Genomic DNA, 11,987 nt, shown 5'->3' with positions numbered 1-11,987 from the left:
CAGAAAAAATGCTTAAATTGCAGTATCGGTTTTCAGTTGTTGAAGAGCCCGGATTAAAGTAAATATTCGAAAATGAAAGAGCCAATTATCATAAACAGTCTGCGCCATAAAATGGAAAAAGAGTGGTTTGGTGTGCTTACTAGGTATGGACACAAACTGGGAATTCCGGTTTCGAAACTGCGTGTTTTCTTTATTTATTCAACGTTTGCAACGGCTGGGATTTTCTTTTTGTTTTATCTTGGATTGGCTTTTATGCTTTGGGTTAAGGATTGTATTGTGACGAAAAGACCGAGCGTTTTTGATCTGTAAATAAATCTTTCTCTCAGATTTAGCGAATTTGCAGATTAATTTTTAGATATTAAAGCCAGTTCAAAGTTTCAGATTTTGAACTGGTTTTCGTTTTATAGACAAATGTTGTTTTGTACTGAAATCCGCAGCCCGGCTTGAGTGGAAATCCTTTTTTGTGGCTGGAAATGCGTTGGCAAAAGATTGACTCCGTCGAACCACTACGTTAGGTTTGGCAATGAATGGAAGACGGATAAAGCTGCCCAAATAATAATCCACAAAAAATCCGATTGAAAAACTCAACCGGATTTGTATTTTGAAATATTAGTGTAAATTCTAATATCTAACTTCTAAAATCTTGATGATTATGGATTTGCAGTTTTAAGGTTTGCAGATGCATATTCTCTGTTCATTCTTGCGATGTTCTCGAGAGAGATTCCTTTCGGACATTCTACTTCACAAGCGCCGGTATTGGAACAGTTTCCAAATCCTTCTTCATCCATTGCTTTTACCATATTCAGGACTCTTCTAGTCGCCTCTACACGACCTTGTGGCAACAATGCGAACTGAGATACTTTTGCACCAACGAACAACATTGCTGAGCCGTTTTTACAAGAAGCCACACAAGCACCACAACCGATACAAGCCGCAGCATCCATCGCTTTGTCAGCGTCTTCTTTCGGCACCAGGATAGCGTTGGCATCTAAAGTGTTTCCTGAGGTATTGACTGATACGAATCCGCCGGCAGCCATTACTCTGTCAAAAGCACTTCTGTCAACCACCAAATCCTTGATTACCGGAAAAGCGGCACTTCTCCAAGGTTCGATGTGGATGGTTTCGCCGTCTTTGAAATGACGCATATGCAGCTGGCAAGTCGTTATCCCAGTATCCGGGCCGTGCGCTCTACCATTAATGTAAAGTGAACACATTCCGCAGATTCCCTCGCGACAATCGTGATCGAAGGCAACAGGATCTTTCCCTTCGTTGATTAACTGTTCGTTTAGGATATCCAACATTTCCAGGAATGAAGAATCTGTAGAAACATCAGAAATTTTATAGGTATCGAATTGTCCCTTCGACTTATTATTTTTTTGTCTCCAAATTTTCAGCGTAAGATTTAAGCCTTTTTTTGCACTCATTTTTATATATTTTTGAATGGAGATTATTTGTAACTTCTTGCTTTAACTTCAATGTTCTCATACACAAGGTCTTCTTTGTGCACTACAGATTGATTGATGTCCATACCTTTGTATTCCCAGGCTGCAACATATTTGTAATTCACATCGTCACGTTCTGCTTCACCTTCCGGTGTTGCGTGATCTTCACGGAAATGTCCTCCACAAGATTCGTTTCTGTTCAGTGCATCAATTGCCATTAATTGTCCTAGTTCCAAGAAATCAGCAACTCTGAAAGCTTTTTCCAATTCAGGATTCAAATTATCAGCATCGCCAGGAACTCTTACATCCTTCCAGAAGTTATTTCTTACTTCTTCGATTTCTTTAATCGCTTCTCTCAGGCCTTCTGGCGTTCTTCCCATCCCAACTTTGTTCCACATAATGTGACCCAATTGTTTGTGGAAATGATCTACTGTATGCGTTCCTTTATTTGTAAGGAAGAAATTGATTTTTTCTTTAATTTCTTTTTCAGCTTCGTTGAATTCCGGAGTGTCTGTAGAGATTTTCCCAGTTCTGATATCTGCTGATAAATAATCAGCAATCGTGTAAGGTAAAACGAAATATCCGTCTGCTAAACCTTGCATCAGAGCAGAAGCTCCTAGTCTGTTGGCACCGTGATCTGAGAAGTTAGCTTCTCCAATTACGAAACATCCGGGAATAGTAGATTGAAGATTATAATCAACCCAAACTCCACCCATTGTGTAGTGAACTGCCGGGTAAATTTTCATTGGCGTTTTGTAAGGATCGTCAGCAGTAATTTTCTCGTACATTACGAATAAGTTACCGTATTTCTCCTCGATCCAGGCTTTTCCAAGATCATAAATTTGCTGATCTGTAGGATTATGAATATGTTTTTCGATAGCGGCTTCCTTACCTTTTTTCATGATTTCTGTAGAGAAATCCAGATAAACGCCTTCTTTCGTATCATTATTTTCGATTCCGTATCCGGCATCGCAACGCTCTTTTCCAGCTCTGGAAGCTACGTCTCTTGGTACTAAATTTCCAAATGCAGGATATCTTCTTTCAAGATAGTAATCTCTGTTTTCTTCTGCGATATTTTCTGGTCTCAATCTTCCTTCTCTGATGGCAACAGAATCTTCAATGTTTTTAGGAACCCAGATTCTTCCTGAGTTTCTAAGAGATTCTGACATCAATGTCAATTTAGACTGCTGCGTTCCGTGAACCGGAATACAAGTCGGGTGGATCTGAACATAACAAGGATTTGCGAAGTACGCTCCTTTTTTATGAATCTTCCAAGCTGCAGAAACGTTCGATCCCATTGCATTGGTAGAAAGGAAATATACGTTTCCGTAACCTCCGGAAGCGATGACAACCGCGTGAGCTGAATGTTTTTCGATCTCACCTGTTACAAGGTTTCTTGCGATAATTCCTCTCGCTTTTCCATCAACGATGACAAGATCTAGCATCTCGTGACGGTTGTGCATTTTGATTCTGCCTTTACCGATTTGACGGCTCATTGCAGAATAGGCTCCTAATAATAACTGTTGTCCAGTTTGTCCTTTTGCATAGAAAGTTCTTTTTACCTGAACGCCACCAAATGAACGGTTGTCCAATTGTCCGCCATATTCTCTTCCGAATGGTACACCTTGTGCCACACATTGATCGATGATATTAGCAGAAACTTCCGCCAATCTGTAAACATTACCTTCTCTTGCGCGGTAATCTCCACCTTTGATGGTGTCATAGAATAATCTATAAGTTGAATCTCCGTCGCCTTGGTAATTCTTAGCGGCATTAATACCACCCTGAGCAGCAATAGAGTGCGCTCTTCGTGGAGAGTCCTGATAGCAGAATGCTTTTACATTATAACCTTGCTCGGCAAGAGTAGCAGCAGCAGAACCGCCGGCCAATCCTGTTCCGATAATGATAATATCTATTTTGTCCCGGTTGTTTGGTGCAACCAAGTTCATGTGATCTTTATGATTTTTCCATTTATCCTTAAGTGGACCAGCAGGAATTTTTGAATCTAAACCCATAATTAATTTTATTATTATTGAGTAACGAAATGATAAATTGCGATGATAATAAATCCTAATGGAATAAGTACAGAATACCAGTTTCCAAATGCTTTGATAAAAGGTGTGTACTTAGGATGTCTTGCTCCTATTGACTGGAAAGAAGACTGGAAGCCATGTGCTAAGTGCAAGCCTAATAGTACAAATGCAATAACGTAAAGTACAACTCTCCAGATATTACTGAATTTACCATGCAGATCTTCCCAGAAACGGTTTTCCTTTACGGGCAGACCTTCAATGTATTTATAATTCATCTCGTGATACCAGAAATCATACATGTGCAGACCAAGAAATGCTAAAATTACCGCACCTGTAATAATCATATTTCGTGACATCCAGGTGGAATTAGCTTCCCCTTTGTTCATTGCATATTTAATTGGCCTTGCTCTGTTGTTTCTTATTTCCAGTATAAATCCCATTACGAAATGGAAAATTACCGCAACCATTAGCACTGGCTGCATCAAAAATTGAATCAAGGGATTGTATCCCATAAATTGAGAGGCATTATTGTAAGCCGTTTCTCCGAAAATTGATAATAAATTTACGGAAAGATGCATTATCAGGAAAATCAGCAAAAACATTGCTGAAAGTGCCATAGCATATTTTCTGCCTATAGAAGACGTAATCCCTGCCATAATTCTGTTTGTTATTTGAATTTCCACAAATTTAGAAAATAGTTGAGCCAAGTAACATTGAGAAATGTCACAAAAATACAGTTTGTAATCTTTCTAAATAACTTTAATGGAATGTTAATAATATTTCAAATTTGATAAGTATTCTGTATTGATTAAAATGAAAAATCCCGAAATTCATTCGGGATTCTGTCTATTATAATTCTTTTCTTAATCTTGCGACCGGAATATTGAGTTGTTCCCGGTATTTTGCGATTGTTCTTCTCGCAATGTTGTAGCCTTTTTCTTTTAGAATTCCTACCAAAGCATCATCTGTACAAGGTTTTCTTTTATTTTCTTTATCGATGGCTTCCTGCAAATGTTGTTTGATTTCTTTTGTAGAAACTTCTTCACCGTCGTCATTTGTTAATGAATCTGAGAAAAGGTTTTTCAAATAAACAATTCCGTTTGGTGTGTCAGCGTATTTACTTTTCACAACTCTGGAAATCGTGGAAATATCGAAACCGGTAATATCAGCAACATCTTTCAGAATCATTGGTCTGATGTTTTTCTCGTCGCCAGAGATAAAATAATCTTTCTGAAGTTTTACAATCGCGGTAATGGTTTGCAAAAGCGTATTCTGTCTTTGGTTAATTGCATCAATATACCATTTCGCAGCATCCAGTTTTTGCTTGATGAAAAGCGCTGCTTGCTTGTGTTCTGCAGACTTCTTATCATGAGAATAAGTAGTTAAAATTTCTTTGTACTCGTCAGAAACTCTTAAAGAAGGTGCGTTTTTGTTGTTTAATGTAGGAATTACCTGATTGTCTTTCACTTGGAGTACAAAATCCGGAATGATTTCCTGGTTGATTGTAATCGTTTGTGTATCAAAGTTTCCACCAACTTTAGGGGAGAGTTTTGCGATCTCATCCAATGCATCTTTCAGGTCATCTTCCTCGATGTCGTATTTCTGAATAATTTTATTGTAATGCTTGTTAGCAAGTGCGTCAAATTGGTTTCTCAGAATGTTTCCGGCAAGAATGATAGTTTTGTTAGAACTTACTTTTTTCTCGATTTGAAGTAATAAGCATTCTCTCAAATCTCTCGCACCAACACCCGGCGGATCCAGTTTCTGAACATAATTTTCCAGAATATCCGTTACCTTTTCTACGGTAGTATAGATACCTTGTGAGAATGCCAAATCATCAACGATTGATTTTATTTCTCTTCTCAAATATCCATCTGTGTCAAGGTTTCCAATCACGTATTCGCAGATTTTCAAATCTTCTTCCTCCACCGTCGACAGGCGTATTTGCTCCAGAAGATAATCGTAAAGTGTCTGTCCTTCTGTTAAAAGGGATTGGTTGTCAAACTCCTCGTCATCCGCAGAATAGTTGCTGCTGGCGGTTTTGTAATTTGGCTCGTCATCATAAAGATAGTCATTAACATCGAAATCCGTCTCTATGCTTTCTGTGCCTTCGTTTTCGTAAGCTTCTTCTGCTGCCGTGTAGTCGTCTTCTTTGCTTTCTTCCTCGTTTACTTTTTCCAAAGCAGGATTTTCCTCAAGCTCTCTTTCGAGTTCTTCTTCAAATTCCAAAGTGTGAAGTTGAATCAATTTCATCAGTTGGATTTGTTGAGGGGCAAGTTTCTGCCCAAGTCGCATTTGTAGATTTTGCTTTAGCATAATTGTAACGTTTCTCAGTTATGATTAACGATCACGAAGTTAAAAATTTATTTTCAAAAAACAACAAGTTTAGCACGATTTTTGATGAGTTAATAAAAGTTAACAAAAAACCTTCAGAAAATCTGAAGGTTTTTTTGTTTTATAGTTCGAGGTTGTCCGGATTTCTTCGGTTGTCCCAAAAGGCAAGAATCTCTATTGTATCTTTTTCAATTCTGAAAAATAATGAATAATATTTAAGGATTTTAATTTTATATATTTCATCAAAGGCAGTTCTATTCCAATCTTAGGATTTTCAGATAGCTCTAATTGTTTTTTCTTGACTTCAATTCTCAACTTTTTTGAATAAGTTTCGGATGAATTATGAATATTCCAATATTCTAAAGTTTCTGCTAAAGAAAGCAAAGCTTTTTTTGTCCATTTTATTTGAAACATTTATCAAGAATTTTTTCAGCTTCATCTTCAGTGAAAAATTCTCCTCGATTGGCCTGGTCAATGCCCTCTTGCAATTGATTTTGTTGCCAATCTGTTAACTTTTCTTTTTTCGAAACCTCAAATTTTATATTCAATTCCTTCAAAAGCGCTTCAATTAATTTTAATTGATTTTCAGATTCGTTATGTAAAGTGATGGTGCTCATTTTAAAAATTTAAGTAAAGTTAATAAAAAATTCCTTCAATTAAAACTGAAGGAATTTTGCTTTTTATATTTAATTAATGCTTAAAATTCTGCATTCTTAGGCGTTCTCGGGAAAGGAATCACGTCTCTGATGTTCGTCATTCCGGTTACGAAAAGAACCAATCTTTCCAATCCTAAACCAAATCCGGCGTGTGGCACAGAACCGAATTTTCTAGTATCAAGATACCACCAAAGTTCGTGCTCATCAACACCAAAGTCTTTCATCTTCTCAAGAAGGACATCGTGTCTCGCTTCTCTTTCAGAACCGCCGATGATTTCGCCGATTCCCGGGAAAAGAACGTCCATTGCGGCAACCGTTTTTCCGTCGTCATTCAGTTTCATATAGAAAGCCTTGATTTCTTTCGGATAATCGAAAAGAACAACGGGCGTTTCGAAATGTTTCTCCACCAAATATCTTTCGTGCTCAGACTGCAAATCGGTTCCCCATTTCTCAATCGGATATTGGAATTTGCCTTTTTTATTTTCCTTTGAGTTTAATAAAATCTCAATCGCTTCCGTATAAGAAACTCTTTTGAAACGCTTCGCAACCACGTTTTGAAGTTTTTCTATCAAGCCTTCTTTTGCTCTGTCTTTCTCCGGTTTTGATTTCTGCTCTTCTTCGAAACGTTTGTCAAGGAATTCCAAATCGTCTTTGCAGTGATCCAAAACGTACTGAATCACATATTTCAAGAAATCCTCAGCAAGGTCAATGTTATTTTCAAGATTGTTGAACGCAACTTCCGGCTCAATCATCCAGAATTCAGCTAAGTGACGCGTTGTGTTAGAATTTTCTGCACGGAAAGTAGGTCCAAAAGTGTAAATTCTTCCCAATCCCATCGCTGCAGTTTCACCCTCAAGCTGACCAGAAACCGTCAAATTGGTTTTCTTTCCGAAAAAATCCTGAGAAAAATCGATTTCGCCTTCTTCGGTTTTAGGCATATTATTAAGGTCAAAATTTGTAACGCTGAACATTTCGCCAGCGCCTTCTGCATCAGCTCCCGTGATGATTGGCGTGTTGATGTAGAAAAATTGATTTTGATTAAAGAAAGAGTGAATCGCAAAACTCACCGAGTGACGGATTCTGAAAACTGCGCCAAAAACATTGGTTCTGAATCTCAAATGCGCTTGTTCACGCAATTTCTCCAAACTGTGTTTCTTTGGCTGAAGAATCGTGGATTGTAATTCCTCAAAGAAATTATCGCCCAGAATTGTGATTTTTTTCGCAATGATTTCCACAGTTTGTCCTGCGCCCTGGCTTTCCACCACTTCACCTACAATTTTCAAAGACGAAGCCGTATTGATTTTCTTGATGGTTTCCTCATCAAAACTTTCAAAATCAACCACGATCTGCAAATTATTAATCGTAGAACCATCATTTAGAGCGATAAAGCGATTGGAACGGAAAGCCCGAACCCAACCCTGAACGGTAATGTCGTGATGTAATACTTTTTTGTAATCTGCTAATAGGTCTTTAATTGTCTGTCGTTTCATTATCAAAAATTAGTGAGTGCAAATTTACGAAAAAACGTTGTAATTAAAATGTAGTACATTTTAATGATTTAAAGTTTTATAGAAATCGTCGCTTCTGCAGAAAATACATTGAATTGATTTGGAGTAGTTGTTTTGTACCAAAGTCGATAAGGCGTAATGCTCGCTTTGATTCCAAGTCCAATATTTCCTTTCCAAATCCTCAGTCCTTGTCCAAACTGAAGTGTAGAAAGGTTTTCAGAATCGAAATTGGTATGAAGAACTACTTGATTCTCATTTGTTTCATTTTCTTGATCATCTGGAATATCCTTACCTCCGAAAAATATATTATTAAAACTTAATTCACTTATCCATTCTATTCTTTGATTCTTAATTTTAAATTCTTTTATCATTCTTCCTCCAAGATTCAAAACATATTCCTTGGTTTCAATGTCGAACGTTTTGCCTGATTTTTTATATTTGAAATTATAAGTACTAGAGCTCAATCTGAAGTTACCACCTAATTCTAATCTTACATTTTCTTCAACAGGAGAACTACGCCAAATTCCCAATAAAACTCCTGGTTGATTGCTTTGTTTTTGCTTAGCAAAACTTTGAAATCCGCCCATTTCGATAATCCATTTTTTCTCCATTTCTTGAGCATTTAAAAATGAAGAGACTAGTAAAAAGAGTAAATATTTCATTTTTAAAAATTTATGAATGGCATTGTACGTTTAGAATTCTTGTTCCAAAAACCGATTTGGAAACCTCTGTTTTCGGATTTATTAATGACGCCTACTTGCAGACCTTTTAGCTTTTTTGTAGAATTATAAAACCCGATTTGAATGCCGTGTCCTGAATTAATTTCATTCCCGAGGCCAATTTGTAAACCATTGAATTTATCACCGCTATTTGAAAATGAAAGTTGAAGTCCATTTCCTTTTTCGATAGAGTTATTCAACCAGGAGATTTGTACGCCATTCATTTTTCCAATATTACTATTGAAGCTATTGATTGAAATCCCATTGGTTTCCTGAGCAATATGATACATAGAAATCCCAATTCCGTTTAATTTTTTGCCATCCATCATTCCTCCTGTGGAAATATGGAGGCCATTTACAGTCACAGTTTCCTCGCCTTTTTTCGGAAGTTCAATAGCTTTTGGAATTAGTAGATATAATAATGTGATTGGATTTGCCTGAAGATTAATTCCGTTGATTCTTTGTTTTTGATATTCATCAAGAATGCCGAGATTGATTCCATTTGTATTTCTTGTAACTTTTGAAGGATTGAAAGTGACCAATCCAGATTTTAGCTTTAAATCTTGCTTTAAGGAATCTTGTCCAAAAGAGAAGGCGCAAATAAAAATTGAGAGTATTAATAATTTCGTTTTCATAACAATTGATTTTAATTATGATTCAAAATTATATTCGAAACTCAAGCTTCTCAATGCGGAAAAGAATTAATATTTTTTCTAAATTTGTGAAAATCGCAAAAGATGTATCAGGAACTTTTATTGAAACAGATTCGAAGCAAGATTGGAGACAAATCTCTGAACGATGAGATTGCCAATGTCCTCAACATCAGCTACGACGCCGCGCACCGAAGAACTTCGATGAAATCTAAGTTTTCTCTGGAAGAAAGTCTAGTTTTGGCAAAATTCTACAATATTTCGCTGGATGGTTTTATGAAAAGCGACAACCAAATCATTGCGAAGAAAACCAAACCCATCAGAACCGTTACGGATTTGCTGAATTATTTTGATGACGCATTGCATCTTCTTAATGATTTCAAAATCAACAAAGAAACCGAGGTTTACTATTCCGCTAAGGATATTCCGTTTTTCTATACGATTTCTGATTCAGTTTTGTCGAGATTTAAATTGTTTGTCTGGATGAATCTCTTGAATGAAAAAGATTTTATGCAACCATTTGATAATTTCAAATTGGAACGATATTCCGACAAAAGTGAAGATTTGAAAAACCTTTATGAAAATCTGAATGTCACGGAAATATGGAACAATACCACGATTTCCAGTATTCTGAATCAGGTTTTATTTTATTCAGAAATCGAAATTCTGTCTAAAGAAACTGCGAAATTAATTCTCGAAGAACTAAAAATATTAATCAAAAGCATCGAGAAGAAAGCAGAAAATGAAAACAAAAATTTCCATATTTATGCCCACGATATTCTGATTCTGAACAACAGTATTTTATTTAAAAATGAAGAAAAATCGTCACTTTTCGTGCCGTACAATATGTTCGGATATATGATGACGGATGACCAAAGTACTTGTGATGATGCGCTCAATTTTTTTCAGCATCAAATCAAAAACTCCACATCGCTCAGCTTTTCCGGGCAACGCGACCGCAAAAAATTTTTCAACAGTATGTTGGAAAGAATAGAAAGTCTGAAGAATTCAATTTAAAAATTACTCATCCTTTTTCGAAGGCACCAAGAAAACATCCATCAAACCTTCCGGTAAAAACATTTTGATGAATTTCTCTTCACGATTTACCTCAAGAATCCAATCTTTAATAAGCGGAATAATGATTTCTTTTCCTGCAAGATTCAGAATGAAATAGTTCTGAGCCGTCATATCATTGATGGAAACAATAGTTCCGCAAGATTTCCCATCTTCTTCACGGATTTCGTAACCGACAACTTCGTGGTAATAGAATTTTTTACCAGTCAATGGAGGTAGGGTAGAAAGCGGAAGATAAACACCTTTTCCAATCGTTTGATTTACCAAAGCTTCGGAAGAATTTTTGAAAGAAAGGATTTTCGTATCACCTCTCTGCCACTGTTGTTTTTCAACAAAAAACGGAACCAGCAATCCATTGATTTCCAAAAAAATCGATGTCAGTTTGTCGTACATTTCAGGTTGGTCTGTGTCTAGTTTTAGGATAACGTTTCCTTGCAAGCCGTGTGTTCTGGTAATGGTTCCTAAAAAATAGCAGTCTTCTTTTCTCATGAGTTCCGGTGGTAAATTTTATTAAACAACAAAGACACGATATTATCGTGTCTTTGAGATTGTATCTTTTGTTAAAGAATTAAGCCTGAGTTTCTTCAGTTCCTTCTGCTTCAGCAGCAGGAGTCTCTTCAGTTGTTTCAGCTACTGTTTCTTCAGTTGCTTCTACTTCAGCAGGTGCGTTTGCAGCTTCTTCAGCAGCTTTAGCTTCAGCAGCTTTAGCAGCCTCTTCAGCTTTTGCATCATCCAAAACTTTTTGAGCAGCGTCAACTCTTGCCTGGTTTACTTTAGCTTCAGCTTCCAAAGCCGCTTTCTTAGCGTCAGATTTTGCTGTAGATAAACCTTCAACTTTACCTTGTACTTTAGCGTCTTTAGCATCAACCCAAGCAGCGAATCTCTTCTCAGCTTCAGCCTCGTCAAAAGCACCTTTAGCAACACCACCTTGAAGGTGTTTTTTGTACAAAGCACCTTTGTAGGAAAGGATAGCTCTTGCAGTGTCAGTTGGCTGTGCACCGTTGTTCAACCATTGTACAGCAGAATCTACGTTCAATTCAATTGTAGCAGGGTTAGTAATTGGGTTATAGATTCCTAGTTTTTCGATGAATCTACCATCTCTTCTAGCTCTGGAATCTGCAACCACGATGTGGAAAAAAGGTTTCCCTTTAGATCCGTGTCTTTGTAATCTGATTTTTACTGACATATAATTTTAAAATTTTGGGAACACGTCCCGGTTAAATATTAAGTGTGCAAAGATATACAAAATTTTCGATTACGAAAAATTTTAGTTAGAAGTTGGAAGTCAGATGTCGGAAGTTTTTTCAAACCTTGAATATTGAATAAAAAAACTTTAATCTTCGGAGCCGGGAACCTGCTTTCCGTTGCAATTCCTCGCGCCTTGCTTTTCCCATCGCTTGCTGTGGGATTTCCACTGCAATCAGGGCTATGGGTTTTGTCATCCAAACACGATTTGTCAGAATTTAGAGATTATCAAAATAAAAAAATCGAAGATTTCCAAACTTGTGTGTTCTTAAATGAGCTATCTCACTAATCTTATCATCAACTTAAGTGTTAAAAAACTTTTGTGC

Annotated in this window: 14 protein-coding genes; 3 read left to right on the top strand and 11 right to left on the bottom strand. The window is 36.8% G+C overall.

What is annotated here, in order from left to right:
* The first annotated feature begins 72 nt into the window (after window positions 1-72).
* Window positions 73-309, top strand: coding sequence for a PspC family transcriptional regulator (locus OPU68_RS12635; RefSeq protein ID WP_498474348.1), 237 nt, complete (start codon window positions 73-75; stop codon window positions 307-309).
* 341 nt (window positions 310-650) lie between these two features.
* Here the strand turns inward: OPU68_RS12635 and OPU68_RS12630 are convergent, their stop codons facing one another.
* From OPU68_RS12630 to OPU68_RS12590, 9 genes are all read right to left on the bottom strand, one after another.
* Entirely contained in the window at window positions 651-1,424 is a 774-nt protein-coding gene (locus OPU68_RS12630; protein WP_498474347.1) for a succinate dehydrogenase/fumarate reductase iron-sulfur subunit, read from the bottom strand.
* A 23-nt stretch (window positions 1,425-1,447) separates the two neighbouring features.
* Complete coding sequence (locus OPU68_RS12625; protein WP_498474346.1) at window positions 1,448-3,457, bottom strand: fumarate reductase/succinate dehydrogenase flavoprotein subunit; 2,010 nt, start codon at window positions 3,455-3,457, stop codon at window positions 1,448-1,450.
* 14 nt (window positions 3,458-3,471) lie between these two features.
* A complete protein-coding gene (locus OPU68_RS12620) occupies window positions 3,472-4,131 on the bottom strand; it encodes a succinate dehydrogenase cytochrome b subunit (protein WP_498474345.1) in 660 nt (219 codons plus the stop codon).
* Window positions 4,132-4,324: 193 nt separating this feature from the next.
* The gene (gene rpoN, locus OPU68_RS12615) at window positions 4,325-5,791 is read right to left on the bottom strand and encodes an RNA polymerase factor sigma-54 (protein ID WP_498474344.1); all 1,467 of its coding nucleotides are present in this window, start codon (window positions 5,789-5,791) and stop codon (window positions 4,325-4,327) included.
* Between the two features lie 192 nt (window positions 5,792-5,983).
* Window positions 5,984-6,223 (bottom strand): hypothetical protein, encoded by a 240-nt coding sequence (locus tag OPU68_RS12610; protein WP_498474343.1) that lies wholly within the window; start codon window positions 6,221-6,223, stop codon window positions 5,984-5,986.
* On the bottom strand, window positions 6,211-6,426 hold the full coding sequence (locus OPU68_RS12605) for a DUF2683 family protein (protein ID WP_498474342.1): 216 nt from the start codon (window positions 6,424-6,426) through the stop codon (window positions 6,211-6,213). The genes OPU68_RS12610 and OPU68_RS12605 overlap by 13 nt, the downstream gene beginning before the upstream one ends.
* Window positions 6,427-6,506: 80 nt before the next feature.
* On the bottom strand, window positions 6,507-7,955 hold the full coding sequence (gene asnS, locus OPU68_RS12600; protein ID WP_498474341.1) for an asparagine--tRNA ligase: 1,449 nt from the start codon (window positions 7,953-7,955) through the stop codon (window positions 6,507-6,509).
* A 68-nt stretch (window positions 7,956-8,023) separates the two neighbouring features.
* On the bottom strand, window positions 8,024-8,635 hold the full coding sequence (locus OPU68_RS12595) for a hypothetical protein (RefSeq protein WP_498474340.1): 612 nt from the start codon (window positions 8,633-8,635) through the stop codon (window positions 8,024-8,026).
* A 2-nt stretch (window positions 8,636-8,637) separates the two neighbouring features.
* Window positions 8,638-9,327 carry an LA_2272 family surface repeat-containing protein gene (locus OPU68_RS12590; RefSeq protein WP_498474339.1) on the bottom strand — a complete coding sequence of 230 codons (690 nt, stop codon included), beginning with the start codon at window positions 9,325-9,327 and terminating at the stop codon, window positions 8,638-8,640.
* A gap of 102 nt (window positions 9,328-9,429) precedes the next feature.
* Between OPU68_RS12590 and OPU68_RS12585 the strand changes: the two genes are divergently transcribed.
* A complete protein-coding gene (locus tag OPU68_RS12585) occupies window positions 9,430-10,359 on the top strand; it encodes an XRE family transcriptional regulator (protein WP_498474338.1) in 930 nt (309 codons plus the stop codon).
* A gap of 3 nt (window positions 10,360-10,362) precedes the next feature.
* Here OPU68_RS12585 and rimM read toward each other — a convergent pair whose 3' ends face one another.
* The gene (gene rimM / locus OPU68_RS12580; protein WP_498474337.1) at window positions 10,363-10,905 is read right to left on the bottom strand and encodes a ribosome maturation factor RimM; all 543 of its coding nucleotides are present in this window, start codon (window positions 10,903-10,905) and stop codon (window positions 10,363-10,365) included.
* 79 nt (window positions 10,906-10,984) lie between these two features.
* Window positions 10,985-11,602, bottom strand: coding sequence for a 30S ribosomal protein S16 (locus OPU68_RS12575; protein ID WP_498474336.1), 618 nt, complete (start codon window positions 11,600-11,602; stop codon window positions 10,985-10,987).
* A 132-nt stretch (window positions 11,603-11,734) separates the two neighbouring features.
* On the opposite strand from OPU68_RS12575, the gene OPU68_RS12570 reads away from it, so the two are divergent.
* Entirely contained in the window at window positions 11,735-11,950 is a 216-nt protein-coding gene (locus OPU68_RS12570; RefSeq protein ID WP_498474335.1) for a hypothetical protein, read from the top strand.
* Window positions 11,951-11,987 lie beyond the last annotated feature (37 nt).

It is taken from the genome of Chryseobacterium sp. TB1-D10, assembly GCF_059803555.1.
Note: the sequence above shows the minus strand (reverse complement) of the source record. Positions and strands in the feature narration are given on the sequence as shown.

What these genes read in the sequence shown, in the direction of transcription:
- OPU68_RS12585 (WP_498474338.1), top strand. Translation starts at nt 9,430, where the DNA reads ATGTATCAGGAACTTTTATTGAAACAGATTCGAAGCAAGATTGGAGAC.
- rpoN (WP_498474344.1), bottom strand. Translation starts at nt 5,791, where the DNA reads ATGCTAAAGCAAAATCTACAAATGCGACTTGGGCAGAAACTTGCCCCT.
- OPU68_RS12635 (WP_498474348.1), top strand. Translation starts at nt 73, where the DNA reads ATGAAAGAGCCAATTATCATAAACAGTCTGCGCCATAAAATGGAAAAA.
- OPU68_RS12605 (WP_498474342.1), bottom strand. Translation starts at nt 6,426, where the DNA reads ATGAGCACCATCACTTTACATAACGAATCTGAAAATCAATTAAAATTA.
- OPU68_RS12590 (WP_498474339.1), bottom strand. Translation starts at nt 9,327, where the DNA reads ATGAAAACGAAATTATTAATACTCTCAATTTTTATTTGCGCCTTCTCT.
- OPU68_RS12630 (WP_498474347.1), bottom strand. Translation starts at nt 1,424, where the DNA reads ATGAGTGCAAAAAAAGGCTTAAATCTTACGCTGAAAATTTGGAGACAA.
- asnS (WP_498474341.1), bottom strand. Translation starts at nt 7,955, where the DNA reads ATGAAACGACAGACAATTAAAGACCTATTAGCAGATTACAAAAAAGTA.
- OPU68_RS12595 (WP_498474340.1), bottom strand. Translation starts at nt 8,635, where the DNA reads ATGAAATATTTACTCTTTTTACTAGTCTCTTCATTTTTAAATGCTCAA.
- OPU68_RS12610 (WP_498474343.1), bottom strand. Translation starts at nt 6,223, where the DNA reads ATGTTTCAAATAAAATGGACAAAAAAAGCTTTGCTTTCTTTAGCAGAA.
- OPU68_RS12625 (WP_498474346.1), bottom strand. Translation starts at nt 3,457, where the DNA reads ATGGGTTTAGATTCAAAAATTCCTGCTGGTCCACTTAAGGATAAATGG.
- OPU68_RS12575 (WP_498474336.1), bottom strand. Translation starts at nt 11,602, where the DNA reads ATGTCAGTAAAAATCAGATTACAAAGACACGGATCTAAAGGGAAACCT.
- rimM (WP_498474337.1), bottom strand. Translation starts at nt 10,905, where the DNA reads ATGAGAAAAGAAGACTGCTATTTTTTAGGAACCATTACCAGAACACAC.
- OPU68_RS12620 (WP_498474345.1), bottom strand. Translation starts at nt 4,131, where the DNA reads ATGGCAGGGATTACGTCTTCTATAGGCAGAAAATATGCTATGGCACTT.